The sequence below is a fragment of the Thermoanaerobacterium aotearoense genome (genome assembly GCF_009905255.1).
Lineage (GTDB): Bacteria > Bacillota > Thermoanaerobacteria > Thermoanaerobacterales > Thermoanaerobacteraceae > Thermoanaerobacterium > Thermoanaerobacterium aotearoense.
The window spans coordinates 1,654,539-1,675,775 of sequence record NZ_CP047602.1; the positions used below are offsets into that span (position 1 = coordinate 1,654,539).

A 21,237-nucleotide genomic window follows, 5' to 3' on the forward strand; every position below is an offset into this window, starting at 1 on the left:
GTTAAAATCATGTAAAATCATGTACTATTTTTGCTCTTTAGGCAAAATAATCGTAAATTTTGTGCCTTTGCCAATCTCGCTTTCAACAGCAATAGTACCTTTCATGGATTCTACAATGTGTTTTACAATTGCAAGCCCCAGTCCAGTGCCACCTAATTTTCTGGATCTTCCTTTATCGACACGATAAAATCTCTCAAAAAGTCTCGGTATATTTTCCTTTGATATGCCTATTCCGCTGTCTTCTACTTCTATTACGACATTATTTTCTCTATCGTTTGTGGTGACTTTCACATATCCACCTTCAGGAGTATACTTTATGCCATTGTCAACAAGATTAATAATCATCTGCCTAAGTCTATCCTTGCTGGTCTTAATCACAACATTCCTGCAGTTCAAATCTTTTATAAGCCTTATATTTTTATCATTAGCAGTCTTTTCCATAATATAAAAAATCTCATTAATCTCTTCATCAATTGCAATATCCTCTTTTACAAAACCTTCTTTTAAATTTTCTATCTCAGAAAGCGTTAAAATGTCATTTATTAGCCTTGTAAGCCTTTCAGCTTCAAATTCGATGATCTCTAAAAATCTGTCCCTTCTCTCAACATTATCAATTGCGCCTTCCCTTAATGTCTCAATAAAACCTCTTATAGAAGTAAGTGGCGTCCTTAACTCATGTGATACATTTGCCACAAAATCACTTCTGATTTTTTCTAACTTTCTAATTTCCGTTATATCATTTATTATGACAACAAATCCTAATTTTTTATGCGTGACTTGATGAACGATTGGACTGGAGTATATTTTTAGATGTTTGTTAAATGTGTCAATCTCAAAGTTATCTATATTGTATCCCTTATCCTTTATGATTTTTTCTAAAACATCGTGAAATTTCGAATTTCTCACAACATCCAATATGTGTTTCCCAACTGCATAATTGTCCTTAATGCCAAGCATTGTCCGAGCCGAATCATTTATGAGCAAAATTTTCTCATTTTCGTCAAAAGCTACAACGCCATTTACTAAACTTTTCAAGATAGCTTCTAACTTTGCATTTCTATCGTACAGCTCGTCTATCGTCTCTTGAAGCTTGTCCGACATTGTATTTATGGCAAATGATAATTGACCAATCTCATCGATTGATTTTATCTCAATTCTATGCTCGTAATTGCCTTTCGTTATCTCTTTAGCAACATCGGTAATCTCATTGATAGGCTGAACAATACCTTTTATTAGCCTGTAACCAAAAAAGTTGCTGACAATTAGCCCAAAAAGCATCCCGATGACAAACCTCACCATTGACACTTTCCCAATAAAAAAAAATGATGTTGCCAAGATGCCTAAAAAGCTTATGATAAAATAGGTGTAGTACAGTTTTTTAAACATCACTTTCACCTGTATCCTTTAATTTGTACCCGATGCCACGTACAGTTTCAATATATACTGGAAGCTTATCGTCATCTTCTATCTTTTTTCTCAAATGCCGTATGTGGACATCTACAGTTCTTGTTTCGCCAGCGTATTCATATCCCCATACCTTGTCCAACAAATAATCTCGAGTCAAAACTTTGCCTCGATTTTTTGATAGAAGCTTTAAAAGCTCAAACTCTTTTAAAGTGAGATCAAGCAATTCATTGCCTTTATAAACCAAATGCTTTTCAGTATCTATCGTAATATCTCCAAACTTAATGATCTCATTATCTTCAGACTCATTTTTAGATCTTCTTAACACTACTTTAATCCTTGCCAGAAGCTCTCTTATGCTAAAAGGCTTTGTAATGTAATCATCTGCCCCAAGTTCCAATCCTAATATCTTGTCTACTTCTTCGCTCTTTGCAGTCAGCATAATTATAGGGATGTTTTTAAGATGTTCATCTGATTTTAACTTCTTACACACATCTATGCCATCTATATCTGGAAGCATCAAATCTAAAAGAACCAGATCAGGATTCGTTTCTTTACATTTCTCAAGGCCATCTTTGCCATTATCAGTCAAGACAACATTATACCCTTGTGCTTCCAAATTATACCTTAGCAATTCTAAAATATGGGCTTCATCTTCAATAACAAGAATTGTATGTGCCAAAATTGCACCTCCTAAGTACCTCATGTACAAAAATAAAGATTCATTTCTTCTCCTCGGTATCATTTAGCAATTTTTTTAGCTCGTCCATAAAAGTGTTTATGTCTTTAAATTGTCTGTAAACAGATGCAAATCTTACATACGCCACTTCATCAACATTTTTAAGCTTTTCCATCACCATCTCTCCAATTTTAGCAGATGTGATTTCCTTTTCATAAGAATTGTAAATATCTCTTTCTATTTCATCTGTCAACTCTTCTAATTTTTGAATAGGAACAGGCCTTTTTTCACAAGCCTTTATCATGCCTCTTAGTATTTTATCCCTGTCATAAGACTCTCTGCTTAAATCTTTCTTTATTACCAGAATTGGAACTTGCTCGACTTTTTCATAAGTGGTAAACCTTTTGCCGCAATTTATGCATTCCCGCCTTCTCCTTATTGAAGTAGAATCATCGGTAGGTCGAGAATCAATCACTTTAGAATCTAAATAACCGCAAAAAGGACATTTCAAAAATTATCATTCCTTTCGTCACAACCGATCAAAAAACTTTTTTCATCGACAATTGCTAATAAAATTATAATAAAATTGATGTAAATAGTCAAACTTGTGTTACATCTTCGTTAATATCAATTAGTATAACATCTTCTCCTATTTTTTTTACAGAATGCCATGGTATGTACAAGTCCTGATCCTTTGAAAAAAGTCTAAATCCTTTTGTCTCGCCTGGTATTATAAATCCATCTACTTTGCCTTCCTCCAAGTTTACTTCTATGTCGATGATATTGCCAAGTCTCTTGCCGGTTTTTACATCAATTACGTCTTTATCTCTTAAATCTGATGTTTTAAACATTTCGATTCCCCCTTCAAATCTTTATACTAAAAATATATGCAGTTATTCTTATCAAATTACAATAGAAAAACTTGCCATAAGGCAAGTCATATATATTTTCTCATGTGGGATAATGCTGATTTTTCAAGTCTTGACACTTGAGCTTGTGATATGCCAATCTCTTTTGCAACCTCCATTTGAGTTTTTCCTTCAAAGAAGCGCATCGTCAATATCATCTTTTCTCTGTCGTTTAACTTCTTTATCGCCTCCTTTAATGCTATTTGTTCCAACCATACTTCGTCTACGTTTTTTTCATCGCCAATCTGGTCCATCACGTATATTGCGTCTCCACCATCATGGTATATTGGCTCAAAAAGTGACACAGGATCTTGTATAGCATCAAGTGCAAAAACCACTTCTTCTCTCGGTATGTTTAATTCTTTCGCTATATCGCCAACCGTAGGTTCTTTTGAATTTTCATTGACAAGTTTATCTCTTACTTGCAAAGCCTTATATGCCACATCTCTCAATGATCTGCTAACCCTAATAGAATTGTTATCTCTTAAATACCGTCTGATCTCTCCAATGATCATTGGCACTGCATACGTTGAAAATTTCACGTTCTGATTTAAATCAAAATTATCTATCGCCTTAATCAAGCCTATACAGCCAACTTGAAACAAATCATCTACATACTCGCCACGATTGTTAAATCTTTGTATAACGCTTAATACAAGTCTCAAATTTCCATTTATGAATTCTTCTCTGGCGCTTTTATCGCCGTTTTTCATTCTTAAAAGCAGTTCCTTTTGTTTAGCGCCTTTTAGTACAGGTAACTTGGAAGTATTTACTCCGCAGATCTCTACTTTATTATTCATATGCCCATCCTCCAAATGTATTGGTTAATTTTAAGTATTACCTGCGGAGCAAATTTTATTCAATTTTAAACTAATCTATTTATTTCTTTTTTGAGTCTTTTTAAAATCCTTTTTTCCAGCCTTGAAATGTAGGACTGCGATATGCCTAATAGGTCAGCTACTTCCTTTTGAGTCATTTCTGTTCCACCGCTGAGTCCAAACCTCAATCCTATGATTCGCTTTTCTCTATCAGATAGCTTTTTTAATGCATTTTTCAATAATTGTTTGTCGACTTCGTCTTCAATGATTTTATACACCAACTCATTGTCTGTGCCTAAAATATCTGAAAGAAGAAGCTCATTCCCATCCCAATCAATATTCAGTGGTTCATCAAATGAAACCTCCATTCTGGTCTTGCTGTTTCTCCTTAAATACATGAGTATTTCATTTTCTATGCATCTTGATGCATAAGTAGCCAGTTTTATCTTTTTACGAGGATTGAATGTATTTATTGACTTAATAAGTCCAATAGTTCCTATGGAAATAAGATCTTCTATTCCTACTCCAGTATTCTCGAATTTTTTTGCAATATAGACTACAAGGCGCAAATTCCTCTCGATTAACATTGACTTGGCTTCATTATCGCCTGCTTCCATTTTCGCTATCAAAAACATTTCTTCTTCTGCTGAAAGAGGAGGAGGCAAAGCCTCACTGCCGCCAACATAAAAGATCGAATCTCGAATTTTCAGTTTTGTCAACACTTTTAGTATTGCCAACTGAATAGTTACTTTCACTTTTGTCTTAATATTCACCGCATCATCCCTCCATTAATTTAGCAATTCTGTACCTATAAGTGCTTCATAATCTGAAGTCTCATTTAACTTTTTGAAATATATTCCTACAATCACATTCTTTTGCGATTTTCTATATCCATCAATCTCCAAATTGTCAGGTATAAACCCTATCAAAATCCCGCTGTCGTTTCCAATAGAATTAAAAGGCACTAATCTCAACCTCTTAAGCCATTTATCGTCATCTATGACTTTAGTCATTTCAAATATGGATTCACTTCTCATAGAATCAAACACATTTTTTAATTTTTCTGGCAGCAATTCTTTTATAGCATCGTATTCTACTATTGCAACAGGATAATTAGAAATAGGATCATGCAATGTGTTGCCTGTATCCAATATTGCCTTTACATCTTTACCTTTATTATCCATGTCTATATGTAGTCTATACAGAATACTGCTTTCTATATTCTTTTTTGATATATAGCCCCAACTAATATAAGTCAGAAGTATTGCAAGCAATACTGCTGCCACTATGATCTGCCTGATGTCTATGTTAACAACATAAATCAATGCAAAAGCCGTTCCACCTATTATAAATGAAACCAGATAAAAAATGCTTAAGACTTTTATAAACTCATAAAATCTGTTAAATCCAAATGCAATTGCTACCATTAAAATAGATATTATTATTTTAAATGCAAGTGAATAAATTATATTAGGTAAAGAAAAAAATATTAGAATCACATACAAAGCACCTAAAGCAGACGAAAAAATCAACTTTGCATTATTGGCATTCGATCTGGAAAATCTCTTAGTCAAATATAAAATTATATAATTTATAATCAAGTTTTCAATAAAAATTACATCGGCGTACACTCCTATCAGCTCCAAATAATTTTAAAAACTACCTAAACTATGTATATTCATTCCACAACCCTTTATTCCTATTATAATAAAAAAATATCGATAAAAATGTTATAATTTGGCACTAAATTTTATCTGTTGTTAATATCTTTTTAAAGAATTTTATACATTAATGTTAATTAATGTAGTTAAAAAGGCATTAAAAAACACCTTAATTAAAATATTAATTAAGGTGTTTCTATTTTTACTTTCTACCTCTTCTCAAGAAAGTAGGAATGTCAAGGTCGTCATTGTCAAACTTTATAACCTCGTTTATGTCTTTAACTTCGCTTTGTTTTGCGATTTCCTTTTCTATTTTCGGTTTCTTTTCACTTTCAAATCTCTTTTCAAACCCTGTTGCAATTACTGTAATCCTAATCTGATCCTCTAAGCTTTCATCAATAACTGCACCAAATATGATATTTGCATCAGGATCTGCCGTTTCATATATGTAATTAGCTGCTTCGTTAACCTCAAATATGCTTAAGTTAGTTCCACCGGCTATATTTAACAATATTCCTCTCGCACCTTCTATCGATGTTTCTAAAAGTGGACTTTGAACCGCTTGCTTAGCTGCTTCGGTAGCTTTATTTTCACCAGATGCTATTCCTATGCCCATGTGTGCAAGACCTGTTTCCATCATGATGGTCTTAACATCAGCAAAATCAACATTGACAAGACCAGGCACTGCAATCAAGTCAGAAATACCTTGGACACCTTGTCTTAAAACATCATCTGCAATCTTAAACGCATCTAACATCGATGTCTTTTTCTCTGCCACCTGCAACAGTCTATCATTTGGAATCGTGACAAGTGCGTCTACGTGTTTTTTAAGCTCACTTATCCCCATTTCAGCGTGAGTCATTCTTTTTTTTCCTTCAAAGGTAAACGGCTTTGTGACAACTCCAACAGTCAAAATACCTAATTGCTTAGTTATCTCAGCTACTACAGGAGCAGCACCTGTACCTGTACCGCCACCCATACCTGCAGTGATAAATACCATATCAGCACCGCTTATAATCTTTTCTATCTCATCTTTCGTCTCTTCGGCTGCCTTCTTTCCAATCTCAGGATTTGCACCTGCACCAAGGCCTTTTGTCAGTTTGTCGCCAATCTGTATTTTTGTCTCAGCCTTTGACATGTAAAGTGCTTGCTTGTCCGTATTAATCGCAATGAATTCTACACCTTTAAGTCCTGCCTCAATCATCCTGTTTACAGCATTCCCACCGCCACCGCCAACACCAATAACTTTAATATTTGCAAATTGCTCCATATCTGTTTCAATACCTATCATATAAGACCCTCCTCATATCATATCCAAAAATCATTAAACCAGTCTTTTATTTTTGACAATACCCCACTTTTCTTTTTGTCCTTTTCTTTCGGAATCTCAGCTTGCTTTTTATATAGATACTTTCGATTTGCAAAAACATATTTAACGATTCCTACTGCAGTTGAATATACAGGCGTAGAAACTCCAATAGCATTAGGTAAACCCAGCCTTACATTTTTGCCTAAAATGCTTTCTGCTAAATCCAGACTGCCTTTTATAAAAGATATTCCTCCTCCGGTTATTACAATATTTGTTGAAATCTGGTCTATAACATTAGAGTCTTTCATCTCCTCATAAACCATCGTAAAAATTTCACTTGTTCTTGCTTCTATTATATCTATTATATCATTAAGTCTGGTCTCTTGAGAACTATGATTTGCTATATTTGCTATTTTTACTGTCTCGTCATCCTCTACCTTCACCACGGAACCATACTTCTTCTTTATAATTTCGGCTTCTTCGAAAGAAATCTTTAACCCGATCGACAAATCGTTGGTTATGTGATTTCCACCAACAGGTATCATGCCTGTATATATCAAATTACCAGACTTAAAGACTGCTATATCTGTCACACCAGCGCCTATGTCGATAAGTGCTGCCCCCAGTTCTTTCTCATCTTTGGTCATTATAGCTTCCGCCGTAGCTAATGGCTCTACTATGATTCCCGACATGGTATAACCGGCTTTCTTAACACATTTTTCCATATTCTGTACTGCTGTCAAGCTGCCCGTTACAATCGCCGCATCAACTTCCAGCCTTATCCCTGCCATACCTACAGGATCTTTAATTTCTCCATAACCATCTACTATGTATTCAATAGGAATAAGCTCAATTATCTGTTTATCAGATGGCAAAGCCATTATTTTAGCAGCTTGCAACACTCTTTCCACATCTTGTGCGGTTATCTCTTTGTCATCCCTTGTTACAGCAACAAGACCTCTATTTCTATATATTTCAGTAAGGCCGCCGGGAATTTTTATATAAACCGATGTAACCTTTTGATTCGCCATTCTTTCAGCCTGTTCGACAGATTTTTTAATAGAAAAAGCAGTTGTCTCTATATCAACAACAACTCCCTTTCTCATGCCATTGCATGGATACATTCCAATGCCAATTATCCTCAGCTCTCCATTTTTGTCACATTGGCCAATTATAGTGCATACTTTTGATGTTCCAATATCAATACCTGTTATGATTTCATTCAATTAATTCTCCTCCCCTCGGAGTTTATTGTTTTTTAGAAAAATTATTCAAAATATATCTCCGAATATAAGCAAAATTTGTAAACAATCTGCTGCCAAAAGCAAAAATCGCAGCCAAATAAATCGGAACTCCTAACACATCACCTATATAAGCTAAAACTGCAGCTAATATAGCATTTCCAAAAAAGCCTGAAATAAAAATAGCATTATTGAATTTATTTTCAAGGCTGGCACGAATTCCACCGAAAACAGAATCTAGTGCAGCCAGTATGGCAACGGAAAGGTATGATGTATATGCAGGAGGCAAATTAATTGGCAAGAAAAAGCCTATTGCAAGTCCTAAAGCTAAACTTAAAATGATAATTAAAGCCATCAATTATTCCCTCCTTCGTAAGGTTTCGCATATTTATACGTTAAAACGCCGTCATATTTTTTGACTAATATTTTATCAGAGCGCTTAATGTTAACCTGAATTCCCCAATTTGATAATGTATCTATGATTCCACCTTTAAGTCGCAACGCAGCTTCCAACGTATCTGGATTTCCAATAGCTTTCACCACATATGGCGGTGTAAATCTAACTGAATTAATATCAATGGTATTGCCTATCATTCGTATTTCAGATGTGGCAACAAGTCTTTGATCATTTATAGATATTGCTTCGGCTCCTGCTGCTCTAAGCTCATTAACTATATTTAGAAGGTCTTCATCGTGAATCAAAAAAGCACTTTGATCAGCACCAGGCTGAAGCTGCGTATTGCCATCATTTATTGTGACTATGATACCGGGCCCTTCAACGTCAGAAAGTCCTGCTAATTCTTTGTACTTGTCAAGGTCATCCTTAAGGGATTTCGTTACTGTGCTTGACTTAGCCGCAGAATTTTCGTAATCAGATATTTTCGATTCTAAATCATCTATTTGCTTTTTTAATTCATCTCTCTCTTTTTGAACTTGATTTAATTTGCTTGTAAGTTCCTCAGCTCTTTGTACAGTCAAGCTATCGCTGTTTTTCACATTTCTAAACTGTGTCGATATCATTATGCCAAGGACGACACATACAAAAGCAATAGAAACAAAAAAGCTCTTTTTCACTGCACTTCCTCCATTTCTTATGGCGTATAAATTGGATTTCCGTTGCTGACTATAAGAACATTTCCACTGTTATAGCCTTTTTTCTCTAAATCATTTAATATTTTTTCAGAAAAATTCAATGAGTAGTTAATGTCATCAACATTCTCCAATACTACATTTATTCCCGAGTTCGTTTTTAATGTAATCTTCGAGCCATTAACGATTATAGCATTATATATATTCTTATTATATATTAACGGCAATAGTTTTGCTATATCCTTATTATTACTTAAATTGTCGATTTTGCTTCCTATTTCAAATTTTTCAATATTAATACCACTTAATATTGGCAACTTATTGTTGTAGTCGCCTAACTGAACAGCAACACAATCAGTGTCTACGTATAAAAACTTGTCTTTATAGCTTATTTGCCCTGCCAATAGTCTCTCATCTACTCTTATTTCTACCTTTGACGGATAAAGTATGTTAATAGAAACATCTTTAATGTACGGATCCCTCATGATAGATTTAATTACATCAGACTTATTGATCTTCAAAATATTGCTGCCTATCTCTATACCCGAAAGCCTTATGACATCGCTCTTATCTACTGTTCTTGTCCCATAAACGTATATGTTTTTTACATCAAATAATGATGTTCTAAATAAAATTACATAAAGTATGATTGAAAAAATAAGCAAAAACACGATAAAAACACTAAACCTCTTTTTCTTTTTATACTGCCTTTCTTCCATCATATACATCGCCTCTATCGTATGCTTGTACAAATTTTAGATGATGTAAAACAGCATCGGCTGTTTTACATAGTCCTTTCTATGTCAGCACCAAGATTTTTTAAATTTTCGCTAAAATCTTCATATCCTCTATCAATATGTTCTATGTCTTCTACAATTGTAGTGCCAATAGCACCCAATCCGGCTAAGACCAGTGCTGCACCACCTCTTAAATCTTTTGCAACAACATTCGTTCCCGTAAGTTTGTCAACTCCTTTTACCACAGCGATTCGCCCATCCACTTTAATATCTGCCCCCATTCTTACCAATTCTTCTGTGTACTTGAATCTATTGTCAAAAATGGTTTCCGTAACTATGGAGGTTCCATCTGCGGTAGATAAAAGTGAAACCATCTGTGCCTGAAGATCCGTTGGAAACCCCGGATATGGGAGAGTTATTATCATGTCAACTGCCTTGGCTCTACCAGTAGAATTAAGCTTTATAAAATCATTGCCATGTGATACTTTAAAGCCGCACTCATTTAGTTTTGACAAAAGAGAATCTATATGCCTCTTAATGACATTTTCAATAACTACTTCACCCTTTGTAATAGCAGTTGCTATAAGATAAGTCCCTGCAACTATTCTATCAGGTATTATGGTGTATTCAGTATCGTGCAGCTCTTTTACTCCCCTTATCACAATGGTATTTGTACCTGCACCTGAAATCTTAGCCCCCATCGAATTTAGAAAATTCTGTAGATCTTCTATTTCCGGTTCCTTTGCAGCATTTCCTATAACTGTAGTGCCATCAGCCATGGATGCAGCCAGCATTATATTTTCAGTTGCACCAACACTGGGTATATCAAGATGTATTTCGTTGCCACAAATCGATTTGCTTTCGCAGTTGATAAATCCATATGATTCGTCTATCGATATTCCAAGCTTTTTCAAGCTTTTTATATGCAAATCGATAGGCCTATGCCCTATATCACATCCTCCTGGAAAGCTAATCTGAGCAATATTATTTCTTGCCACCAATGCTCCCATCAAAAAAATGGATGATCTCATTGCTCTCATTAGTCTGTCTGGAATGTGATAATCAATAATACCGCTGGAATCTACTATGATGTCTGACCCATCAAATTCTACTGTACAGCCTAAGTGTCTTAATATTTCTATCATAGAATAAACATCTTTTAATCTTGGGCAAGAGTGTAAAATACTCACACCTTTGTTTAATAGTGTTGCAGCAAGTATTGGCAATACAGAATTTTTCGCACCGTTTATCCGTACCTCACCTTTTAATCTATTTCCTCCTTTAATGACATATTTCATCCCATCTTATCACCTCCTGTTAAGCTGTACAATTCATAATATGCACCTATGCTTCAGGAGGTTACATTGCCTATTTTAACGTGCAAACAAGCCTATAGATTTCATTGGCGGCATCTATCTTCGATAGTTTTTTTGCATTTGCCTTCATGTTTTTAAGCTTACCAGAATCATTTACGATGGATAATATCTTATTGTACAAAACATCTCCATCTAAGTCTTTTTCAAGGACTACCAAAGCTGCACCATTTTTTTCAAGAACCCTTGCATTGTACTCTTGATGATTGTGAGTAACATTCGGAGACGGAATCAAAATTGATGCAGTTGATGTAGCTAACAATTCTGCAAGAGTAATTGCACCTGATCTACATACCATTACATCTGCAATTGAATAAATGTCACCCATTTCATAACAATACGGAATTATCTTAATATTTTCTCCTATTCTTATATCGTAATCTTTGATCATTTTTATTACACTGTCATACTGATTTTTTCCTGTTATCATGAGAATCTGAAATTCTTCTTTCGACTTTTTTATCACCTCAACCATGTATTCATTAATTTTGGCAGCACCTCTGCTACCCCCTACAGAAACCACTATTTTTTTCGTCTCGTCAAAGTCCCATTTTTTCAATGCCTTTTTTCTATCACCATTCAAAATCTCCATTCTAACGGGATTACCTGTCACAAAGACATTGCCTTTATTTCGAAAATACTTTCTCGATTCATCAAATGCAACAGCCACAATATCTACAAACCTTGAAAGTATTCTATTTGTAAGTCCTGGATAAGCATTTTGCTCATGAATTAGCGTAGGTATCTTCATAAGAGCTGCTGTAATGACTACAGGACCACACACATATCCTCCCGTTCCAATTACTACATCTGGCTTATAATCATTTATTATTTTTTTTGCATCTATCAAGCCATCAAAAGCTATCTTAATTGTCTTTATTGTATCAAACGATAATTTGCGCTTAAATCCCTTTACTCTTATCGTTTTAAGTGAATAGCCTGATTTCGGCACCAATTCTTTTTCAAGTCCATTTTCTGTTCCTACAAATAATACCTCTGCATCTTTCTCATTTCGCATGATTTCATTTGCAATCGCCACTGCCGGATATATGTGACCGCCTGTGCCTCCGCCTGTCAGCAAATACCTCATTTCATCAACTCCTATCCATGTTTGCGTACCGTGATATATTTAATAATATGCCCATTGCAGCCATCATAAAGACTGTAGATGTTCCACCATAGCTGATAAACGGCAAAGATACGCCAGTAGCCGGCATTGATGAAGTTACAACTGCAACATTTATCAAGGTTTGAACGCCAATTACTCCTACAATGCCAGTAGCAATAAGACATCCAAATACATCCGGAGCTTTTGCCGCGACTCTAAGGCCTCTTATTATGAGATACAGAAAAAGTAATAATATAGAAGCCGTCCCGATAAGACCAAGTTCTTCACCGATTATTGAGAAAATAAAGTCATTTTGCGGCATCGGCAGATACATGAATTTTTGGCGACTTCTGCCTAAACCGACTCCAAAAAGCCCTCCTGAACCTAAAGCATACAGAGACTGCACAATTTGATAGCCATGTCCCTTTATGTCCTGCCAAGGATTTAAAAAAGTGAAAACCCTTTGCCTTATGTATTTTATGCTGGTCACAACGATAATAGCCGCAGAACCACCAACTCCAAACAACGTGGCCATAAATGATAACTTTGCACCTGCCACAAATAAGATTATTATAGAGATGATAAATATTGTACCAGCAGTGCTGAAATTTGGCTGCTTCATAATAAGTAAAAAGAATATTCCGGCAATCAATAGCACAGGAAGAACTCCCTTTTTGAAGCTTTTTGCATAATTAGGATTGTTGTCAAAATATTTTGCAAAAAACAGTATTATGGCGTATTTAGCTATTTCTGACGGCTGGAGGGTGAATCCACCTATTTCAATCCATCTGGTAGAATTGTACCTCGTACTTCCTATTCCCGGCAGCAATACTACTATCAGTAAAACTATGGACAATATCAAAAGCGCATTTGACAACTTCTTCAATTTATGATAATCAAAATTCATCATAAACGTCATGGCAAAAAAGCCGATAATTGCCCACAAAAGCTGACGTTTCAAAAAGTAGAATGAATCGTGGTACTGATAATATGCATTTGCAGAGCTTGCGCTAAATACCATCACAACACCTATGGATACAAGAACCAAAACAGATATAAGTATATTGTAATCAACGGGATACTTACGATTCACTAAGCTTACCCCCTCAAAGAATTTACTGCATCTTTAAAGAGTCTGCCTCTCTCTTCATAATTTCTAAACATATCCCAACTTGCACAGGCAGGCGATAAAAGCACATTGTCACCGGGTTTAGCCGCATTATAAGCAGCATAAACAGCATCACCTATGCTTTCTACAAAAATAACATCGTCTTCTGAATACCCTTCTTTTATGGCAGATTTGTAAATTAAGTCTTTTGTCTCGCCAAGCAAAATCAATTTTTTTACACGACCTTTAAAAGAAGCAGTAAATTCATCAAAACTTACACCTTTGTCATATCCACCAGCAATCAATATGATTGGCCCTTTCATGGCTTCAATAGCTTTTATTGCCGCATCTGGATTTGTGCCTTTTGAGTCATTGTAATATTTTACTCCATTTATGGTTCTTACAAATTCAATCCTATGTTCTACACCCTTAAATGTCCTCAACGTTTCATTTATGACTTTAATATCAATGCCTGCTAAATACGCCATTGTAGCTGCTACCATGGCATTTTCTACATTGTGATTCCCTGGAATATATATGTCTTCAACGTCTATTATTGTCTTTTTTTCTCCATCTGCAGAAATTATGATTTTCCCATTTTCAAGATATGTGCCATACTCTAAAACTCTATTTCTGCTAAAAGGAAAAACATTGCATTTAGCCTTTTTAAACAAAGAAGAAATATTTTTATCATCATAATTTAAGACAGTAAATTGGTCAGAAGTTTGATTCTCAAAAATCCGCCCTTTAATCTCAATGTAGTTTTCTAATGTCTTGTGTCTATTTAAATGATCCGGAGTTATATTTATTATCGCGCTTATTTCAGGTTTAAACTCCTTTATTGTTTCCAACTGAAAACTGCTTATCTCTGCCACAATTACATCTTCCGCATTAGCATTTATTGCCGCTTCAACAAGAGGATATCCTATGTTCCCTGCAACATATGTTTTTGCACCTGACGCTTTAAATATTTCACCAAGCAATGATGTTGTCGTAGTCTTTCCATTCGTCCCAGTTATAGCGTATATAGGAGCTTTTGATAGCCTGTAAGCAAACTCCACCTCGCCTATTACATCAATACCCCTTGATTTTGATAATAGGACTATATCAGAGTCCATAGAAATCCCAGGACTAACAATAACCATTTCTGTGCCATTTAAAAGTTCGTCTGTGACCTTTTTAAAGCAAAATGTCACACCTTTTTCTTTAAATTCTTTTAAATCATCGCCAAACTTATCTTCTTCTTTCGAATCAAACACAAATATTTCAGCATTTAACATCAACAAAACCCTGCAAAGAGCTTTGCCACTTAACCCAAATCCCGCTACAACAATTTTTTTACCACAAAAGTCCATATTTTCCTCCTAAATCATAAAAAATTTGCATTCTATTTTTTTAGATATATTTAACTTATCCCATAAAATGACACAAATACTGCTATCAAAGTTACTATCCAAAATAAAAATACGACTTTAGTCTCTGACCAACCAGAAAGCTCAAAATGATGATGGAGAGGACTCATTTTAAATATCCTTTTACCTGTAAGTCTGAAGGACACAACTTGCATTATGACCGATAACGCTTCAGCGACGTAGACAATTCCCACCACTACTAAAATAACAGGCAATTTAGTCATTGTAGCCAAAGCCGCTACAGCGCCACCAATTGCAAGCGAACCTGTATCCCCCATAAACACTTCAGCAGGGTATCTATTAAACTTCAAAAATCCAAGAAGTGCACCAGTAATTGCTGCACCAAACACAGTTAATGATGTATTGTTCATAAAAAAGCCTATTAATGTAAAAAAAGCGGTAACCATAAAAGATACTCCTGATGCGAGTCCATCCAGTCCGTCCGTTAAATTAACACTATTTACAGTTCCAACAACTACAAACATTATAAACGGTATGTAAAAGTAGCCTAAGTCAATTTCTCGCTTCAAAAATGGAATTATCACATCAGTGCCGACTATATTCTTTGAAAAATACGCAAACAAAATCGCTAATGCAAATTGACCTAAAAGCTTTTGCCTGGCGGTAAGACCTAACGATCTTTTATACCGCACTTTTATGTAGTCATCTAAAAATCCGATTACTCCATATCCTAATGTTATCATGATTAACAAGGCCATGTATCTATCCCATTTTGAAAATACAATATCTGCAATGAACAAAGAGATAATTATGATTATTCCACCCATTGTAGGTGTTCCGGCCTTTTTAAGGTGTGTCTTAGGTCCATCGCTTCTTACGCTTTGGCCAAACTTCAATTTAGTCAACCACGGAATAACGATTGGCCCCAATATGACAGAAATTAAAAAGGAGACAATTGTCGAAAATATCATCTTTTGTATCATTTATAAGCACTCTCCTGCAAAAATTTCACTATTTCTTCCATCTTCATCCCTCTTGAACCTTTAACTAAAAAAACATCACTTTCTTTCATAATATTTTTTATGACATCAATGGCTTCTGCATTATTACCACATCTAAAGACATTATTTTTATCCATCCCTTTTTCTACGGCGCCATCAGCTATCTTTAAAGCATAATCTCCAACCGTTATAAGCACATCAATGTCATTCTCCTTAACATGCTCTCCAACCTCTCGATGCGCAACGTCTGCATACTGTCCTAACTCTAACATATTGCCTAAAACGGCTATTTTTCTTTTGCCGGCATATCCACCTAAAACTGACAAAGCAGCTTTCATAGATGAAGGATTTGCATTGTAAACATCGTTTATAATTTTTATACCAAAAGCATCTATTATATTTAATCTCATAGCACTTGGTTGAAACTCAGACAATGCTTTCCTTATATCATCTTTATTGACATCAAATTGGATTCCTATACAAATTGCCGCTAATGAATTGTATATGTTATGCTTGCCAGGTACATTTAATTCTACGTCTAATACACATCCATCAATCAAAACCTTGTACTTTGAAGATTCTTCTTTTAACTCTATATCAAAAGCTTTTATATTGCCATTATTTATGCCGTATGTCACAAATTTAGGACCTTTTTTGTCAAGCAATTTTATCAGCATATCATCATCTGCATTAATTACGATTGTATCGCCATCTTTAAAATCTTCAATAAGCTCTGATTTTGCCTTTAATATATTTTCACGAGAACCTAATTTTTCAATATGAGCAACTCCAATATTCGTATATACCGCAACATTAGGAGATGCAATGTTTTTTAATCTTCTTATCTCACCAAATCCGCTCATTCCCATTTCGACAACAGCCATCTCATGATCATCATTAAGCTTAAATAATGTAAGCGGCAAGCCAATCTCATTGTTGAAATTTCCGATTGTCTTTAAGACGTTGTACTTCATCGACAAAACATCGTAAATCATGTCCTTAGTCGTAGTTTTTCCACTGCTGCCAGTTACGGCAATAAACGGAATGTCGAATTTGCTTCTGTAATACTTAGCTATCCTGTGTAAAGCGTCTTTTGTGTCTTTGACAAATATAATCGGCTTATTATCATGTCTGATATAATTGATAGATTCTGTAAGAGAAGCAGAAGCTACATTTAAGGCATCATCTATGAATTCTTCTCCATTGAATCTTTCACCTTTTAAAGGTATAAACAAGTCTCCAGACTTAATTGTCCTCGAATCAGTGCTTATACCGCTTACGCATATATTTATATCTCCAGATAGCAATTTTCCTTCTGTTGCATCTAATATTTCTTTAACTGTTAAAATCAACTTTTTTCATCTCCATTTAATATCTCTCTTACTATGTCTCTTTCATCAAAATCTATAACTTTATCTTTTAATACTTGATATGTTTCATGCCCTTTGCCTGCTAAAATCACTACATCATTGTCCTTTGCTATAGATAGTGCATACTTTATGGCCTCTTTCCTATCTTCAATGATTGTATAGGGGCACTTTGTATTTTTAATGCCTTTTTCAATTTCCCTTATTATATCAATAGGTTCTTCCGACCTTGGATTGTCCGAAGTTATAATTACAAAATCAGCATATTTGCCAGCAACTTCTCCCATCTTAGGGCGTTTGCCTTTATCTCTGTCGCCACCACATCCAAAAAGCAATATCTTTTTCCCAGTATTGTATTCACCAAATGCCTTCATTAAATTCTCAAGTCCGTCCGGAGTATGTGCGTAGTCAATTACCACATTGTAAGGCACCTCCAAGTCAAGAACTTCAAATCTGCCTTTTATCTTGACATCCTTAAGAGCCATTTTTACGGACTGAAGCGGTATACCCAATATAAATGCTACTGAAATAGCCGCCAGTGAGTTGTAAACACTAAATAACCCTGGTATCTTTAAAGCTATTTCACTTTTTATATCTTCAATTTGGACAGTGAATTTCGCACCTTTAATATCGTTTTTGATGTCTTTTGCCATTATGTATGCATAATCTTTTATGCCGTACGTTACAACTTTAGCATTAGAATTTTCTATCATAAATGAAGAATAATCATCATCTATGTTTATCACGCAAGCTGTCTTTGCCATCCTAAAAAGTTTCGCCTTTGCATTGGCATATTCATCCATCGTCTTGTGAAAATCTAAATGATCTTGAGTTAAATTTGTAAAAACTGCTATGTCGAATTTGCATTCATCTACTCTATTTAACGCCAATGAATGCGATGAAACCTCCATCACCACGTATTTCACACCCTCATCAACCATGAGTCGAAGGTATCTTTGAAGATCTAATGACTCAGGAGTAGTCCTCTCAGTTGGATAAACTTTATCGCCAATCATATTGTGAATCGTCCCTATCAACCCAACTTTATTGTTCTGGCTTTCAAGTATGGACTTTATCATGTAGGTGACAGAAGTCTTACCGTTTGTTCCCGTCACACCTATCATAAAAAGCTGCTTTGAAGGATCACCGTAATAATTTGATGCAATTTTAGCCAATGATTTTCTGGCATTTTCTACTTTTATGACGGTAATGTCTTTATCTATGCTTACTTCATGTTCAACTGCGACGGCAATGGCTCCTTTTTCTACAGCATCATTTATGTAATCAGCACCGTCAAACTTAAACCCTTTAATTGCTACAAACAGCGAACCTTCTTTTGAATTTCTCGAATCATAACAAATGCCTTTTACATCAACATCGATATTTCCTTTCACAATCGTATATTTCACATCTTTTAATATATCCACAAGTCTCATAATAGGCCTCCTAATTCATTATATACATCTAATAGTATAGCACAATTATGCAGTTTGCATATATCAAAAACTGCATATTGTGCTTGAATTAATTTTCCAGTGGCCTAAAGTCGACTTCAACAGTTGTTCCTTTATCAACTTTTTCACCTTTTTCTGGTTTCTGGCTTACAGCAATGCCAGAGCCATTGATTTTTATCTTCAGCCCTAAAGAACTTAAAATGTTACTCACTTCTGTGATAGATTTCCCTTTTAGATCAGGAACATCAACCTTTCCGCTATTATTGTATTCATTTAAATACAGGACAATTTGCGAATCTTCTTCCACCATCGCTCCCGGTTTAGGCATTTGATCTACAACCGTATTTCCAGTTCCTTCGATGGAAAACTGCAGCTTATCTTTTAACAATGCATTTTGAGCTTCATTCAAGTTTAAATTCCTTACATCAGGTACTTTTACAAGTGGCTTAGCTACAATGCCTTTTGGTTTTACATTTAAGTAAGTCAACGTGTCATACAATATGCTTCTTACTACAGGTCCTGCTAACGCACTGCCAAAGTGGGTCTCGGCATTAGGTTCGTCGATTACCACAAGCGCTATCACTTTGGGATCTTCGGCAGGTGCGAATCCGACGTATGAAGCCACATATTTTCCAGGCGTATACTTTTCCGTAGTGCCTGTTTTCCCTCCAACATCATACCCTTCTATGTAACCTGCCTTGCCCGTGCCTTCAGATACTACACTTTCAAGTATCTGCCTCATTGTAGCTGATGTTTTTTCGGATATCACTTGCCTTATTACAGTTGGTTTGAATTCTTTTATAGGTTTCCCATCAGAATCGACTATCTCTTTGACTATATGAGGTTCCATCAATTTCCCGCCATTTACTATCGCTGAAACTGCTCGTATCATTTGAAGCGGCGTAACCGCAATTCCCTGTCCAAATGAGTTTGTAGCAAGCTCTACAGGGCCTACATCTTTTTCTTTCATTACAAGGCCCGGTGCCTCTCCAGGCAATGTTATGCCGGTGGTTTCTCCAAAGCCAAATTCATGAATGTACTTGTACAATTTATCTACTCCAAGCCTTTGAGCAATCGTCGCAAAAACGACGTTGCAGGAATTTTGGACTCCTTGTACAAATGTTTCGCTATAATGTGTGGCCCAGCAATTTATCCTCTGCCCTGCAACCATGATATACCCTGGATCATAAAATTGCTCGTTTAGGCCAACAACACCTTCCTCCAATGCTGCTGATGCCGTAACTGTCTTGAAAACTGAACCAGGTTCGTAAGCATCCGATATAGCCTTATCTCTCCAATTTTTAAACCAATCGCTTTTGGGACCGGCAAATGGGTTGTTTGGATCGTAATCGGGCCTTGATGCCATAGCTAAAATATCACCTGTCTTGGGATCCATTACGATTGCGACAGCACCTTTTGTCGGCTTAGTATGTGCATACGCATCATCAAGGGCTTTCTCTGCAAAATGCTGTATGTTTGAATCAATCGTCAAAACAACATTATAACCATCTATTGGCGGAATGTATTCTTCTTCACCGTTCCCCATCTTCCTGCCTAAAGCATCAACTGGCGATGAAATCCTTCCAGGTATTCCTCTTAAATAGCTGTCGTACACAGACTCGATTCCATCCAGTCCTTGATTATCTACACCTGTAAACCCAAGTATGTGGGAAGCTAAATTCTTTTCTGGATAATATCTCTTTGTATCTCCAGATATTACAATACAAGATAGATTTAATTTTCTTATCTTGTTAGCCGTATCATCATCAATTCTCCTTGCTATCAATACCTCTTGCACATTTTTGTTATTTATCTTTTTAAGTATGTCTTCTTTGTCCATTTTCAAGATCTCTGAAAGCTTTGATGCGACTTCAACTTTTTGGCTTTCCTTCAATTCTTTTGGTATTATGCTAACTTTGTTTGAACTTGCGCTTTCAGCAAGCGCCTTTCCATTTCTGTCTAATATTAAGCCGCGTTTTGGCGTAACTGAAACGTCTAATGTCCACTGAGGTATGGCAAGCTTTTGAAATTCATCACTTTTTACTATCTGTATCCAAAAAAGCCTAACAACGAGAACGCAAATTATAAGTATAGAAAAAAACAGCAAAAATAAAATCCTTTTTTTGGTAGAAATGCTTGGTGATATTTAAAATCCCTCCTATCTCACCAGCAGTCCCAAAATCCTCCCAAGAAAGGTTTTATTTCTATTTTCATCATCTGTTTTTTTCTCAGCAACTTGGTTTTGTTTGCCAACACTCATGTAGACTATCTGCCCTTTATCAGGCTCTACCATTCCTAACTGATTTTTCGCTATTTCCTCTATCCTCTGCAAATCGCTCATTGAAGCAATTTGGACTTCTAACTGCTGGTTTAATTTTTCTATTTCACTGGCTTTTGCTTCTACGCTGCTTAATGCAACAGATTTTTGATAGATCAATGCATACCTAAACAAAACGGTAATGCTTAAGACACCTACAAAAACTATCACTGCAAGATTTTTAAGTTTTCTATTCTTTTTGGGTTTCTTTCCTTTGTTTTCTTCATAATACGGCTTTAGCTCATAATCGTAATCGTGCTTTTCTAATACCAATTTATTCTCCCCCCTTA

Annotated in this window: 21 protein-coding genes; all 21 read right to left on the minus strand. The window is 35.5% G+C overall.

Going from position 1 to position 21,237, the window contains the following annotated elements; all coding sequences use genetic code 11:
- Nucleotides 1-24: 24 nt before the first annotated feature.
- The gene (gene pnpS, locus GSH73_RS08390) at nucleotides 25-1,386 is read right to left on the minus strand and encodes a two-component system histidine kinase PnpS (RefSeq protein WP_014758456.1); all 1,362 of its coding nucleotides are present in this window, start codon (nucleotides 1,384-1,386) and stop codon (nucleotides 25-27) included.
- Entirely contained in the window at nucleotides 1,379-2,086 is a 708-nt protein-coding gene (locus tag GSH73_RS08395; protein ID WP_014758455.1) for a response regulator, read from the minus strand. Before GSH73_RS08395 ends, pnpS begins: the two co-directional genes overlap by 8 nt.
- A gap of 40 nt (nucleotides 2,087-2,126) precedes the next feature.
- On the minus strand, nucleotides 2,127-2,594 hold the full coding sequence (nrdR, locus tag GSH73_RS08400) for a transcriptional regulator NrdR (RefSeq protein ID WP_013787850.1): 468 nt from the start codon (nucleotides 2,592-2,594) through the stop codon (nucleotides 2,127-2,129).
- Nucleotides 2,595-2,682: 88 nt separating this feature from the next.
- A complete protein-coding gene (locus GSH73_RS08405; RefSeq protein WP_014758454.1) occupies nucleotides 2,683-2,934 on the minus strand; it encodes a YlmC/YmxH family sporulation protein in 252 nt (83 codons plus the stop codon).
- Nucleotides 2,935-3,020: 86 nt separating this feature from the next.
- Nucleotides 3,021-3,791, minus strand: coding sequence for an RNA polymerase sporulation sigma factor SigG (gene sigG, locus GSH73_RS08410; RefSeq protein WP_013787848.1), 771 nt, complete (start codon nucleotides 3,789-3,791; stop codon nucleotides 3,021-3,023).
- A 65-nt stretch (nucleotides 3,792-3,856) separates the two neighbouring features.
- Entirely contained in the window at nucleotides 3,857-4,582 is a 726-nt protein-coding gene (sigE, locus tag GSH73_RS08415) for an RNA polymerase sporulation sigma factor SigE (protein ID WP_014758453.1), read from the minus strand.
- Nucleotides 4,583-4,597: 15 nt separating this feature from the next.
- A complete protein-coding gene (spoIIGA, locus tag GSH73_RS08420) occupies nucleotides 4,598-5,440 on the minus strand; it encodes a sigma-E processing peptidase SpoIIGA (RefSeq protein ID WP_014758452.1) in 843 nt (280 codons plus the stop codon).
- A 232-nt stretch (nucleotides 5,441-5,672) separates the two neighbouring features.
- The gene (ftsZ, locus tag GSH73_RS08425) at nucleotides 5,673-6,761 is read right to left on the minus strand and encodes a cell division protein FtsZ (protein ID WP_014758451.1); all 1,089 of its coding nucleotides are present in this window, start codon (nucleotides 6,759-6,761) and stop codon (nucleotides 5,673-5,675) included.
- 17 nt (nucleotides 6,762-6,778) lie between these two features.
- On the minus strand, nucleotides 6,779-8,005 hold the full coding sequence (gene ftsA / locus GSH73_RS08430; protein ID WP_014758450.1) for a cell division protein FtsA: 1,227 nt from the start codon (nucleotides 8,003-8,005) through the stop codon (nucleotides 6,779-6,781).
- 22 nt (nucleotides 8,006-8,027) lie between these two features.
- A complete protein-coding gene (locus GSH73_RS08435) occupies nucleotides 8,028-8,375 on the minus strand; it encodes a small basic family protein (protein ID WP_013787843.1) in 348 nt (115 codons plus the stop codon).
- Nucleotides 8,375-9,094, minus strand: coding sequence for a DUF881 domain-containing protein (locus GSH73_RS08440; RefSeq protein ID WP_014758449.1), 720 nt, complete (start codon nucleotides 9,092-9,094; stop codon nucleotides 8,375-8,377). The genes GSH73_RS08435 and GSH73_RS08440 overlap by 1 nt, the downstream gene beginning before the upstream one ends.
- Nucleotides 9,095-9,111: 17 nt before the next feature.
- Entirely contained in the window at nucleotides 9,112-9,831 is a 720-nt protein-coding gene (locus GSH73_RS08445; RefSeq protein WP_014758448.1) for a cell division protein FtsQ/DivIB, read from the minus strand.
- Nucleotides 9,832-9,893: 62 nt separating this feature from the next.
- Nucleotides 9,894-11,144 (minus strand): UDP-N-acetylglucosamine 1-carboxyvinyltransferase, encoded by a 1,251-nt coding sequence (gene murA / locus GSH73_RS08450; RefSeq protein WP_014758447.1) that lies wholly within the window; start codon nucleotides 11,142-11,144, stop codon nucleotides 9,894-9,896.
- A 70-nt stretch (nucleotides 11,145-11,214) separates the two neighbouring features.
- Nucleotides 11,215-12,309, minus strand: a complete 1,095-nt coding sequence (gene murG / locus GSH73_RS08455; protein ID WP_014758446.1) for an undecaprenyldiphospho-muramoylpentapeptide beta-N-acetylglucosaminyltransferase — start codon at nucleotides 12,307-12,309, stop codon at nucleotides 11,215-11,217.
- A 4-nt stretch (nucleotides 12,310-12,313) separates the two neighbouring features.
- Nucleotides 12,314-13,420 (minus strand): stage V sporulation protein E, encoded by a 1,107-nt coding sequence (gene spoVE / locus GSH73_RS08460; protein ID WP_014758445.1) that lies wholly within the window; start codon nucleotides 13,418-13,420, stop codon nucleotides 12,314-12,316.
- A gap of 5 nt (nucleotides 13,421-13,425) precedes the next feature.
- Nucleotides 13,426-14,790 carry a UDP-N-acetylmuramoyl-L-alanine--D-glutamate ligase gene (murD, locus tag GSH73_RS08465; protein ID WP_014758444.1) on the minus strand — a complete coding sequence of 455 codons (1,365 nt, stop codon included), beginning with the start codon at nucleotides 14,788-14,790 and terminating at the stop codon, nucleotides 13,426-13,428.
- A gap of 50 nt (nucleotides 14,791-14,840) precedes the next feature.
- Nucleotides 14,841-15,791, minus strand: a complete 951-nt coding sequence (gene mraY / locus GSH73_RS08470; protein WP_014758443.1) for a phospho-N-acetylmuramoyl-pentapeptide-transferase — start codon at nucleotides 15,789-15,791, stop codon at nucleotides 14,841-14,843.
- Nucleotides 15,788-17,161, minus strand: coding sequence for a UDP-N-acetylmuramoyl-tripeptide--D-alanyl-D-alanine ligase (locus tag GSH73_RS08475; RefSeq protein WP_014758442.1), 1,374 nt, complete (start codon nucleotides 17,159-17,161; stop codon nucleotides 15,788-15,790). Before GSH73_RS08475 ends, mraY begins: the two co-directional genes overlap by 4 nt.
- Nucleotides 17,158-18,612: a UDP-N-acetylmuramoyl-L-alanyl-D-glutamate--2,6-diaminopimelate ligase gene (locus GSH73_RS08480; RefSeq protein ID WP_014758441.1), complete on the minus strand. Its 1,455-nt coding sequence runs from the start codon at nucleotides 18,610-18,612 to the stop codon at nucleotides 17,158-17,160. The genes GSH73_RS08475 and GSH73_RS08480 overlap by 4 nt, the downstream gene beginning before the upstream one ends.
- An 88-nt stretch (nucleotides 18,613-18,700) precedes the next feature.
- Nucleotides 18,701-20,776, minus strand: coding sequence for a stage V sporulation protein D (locus GSH73_RS08485; RefSeq protein ID WP_432416191.1), 2,076 nt, complete (start codon nucleotides 20,774-20,776; stop codon nucleotides 18,701-18,703).
- Between the two features lie 12 nt (nucleotides 20,777-20,788).
- On the minus strand, nucleotides 20,789-21,220 hold the full coding sequence (ftsL, locus tag GSH73_RS08490; protein ID WP_014758439.1) for a cell division protein FtsL: 432 nt from the start codon (nucleotides 21,218-21,220) through the stop codon (nucleotides 20,789-20,791).
- Between the last annotated feature and the right edge of the window lie 17 nt (nucleotides 21,221-21,237).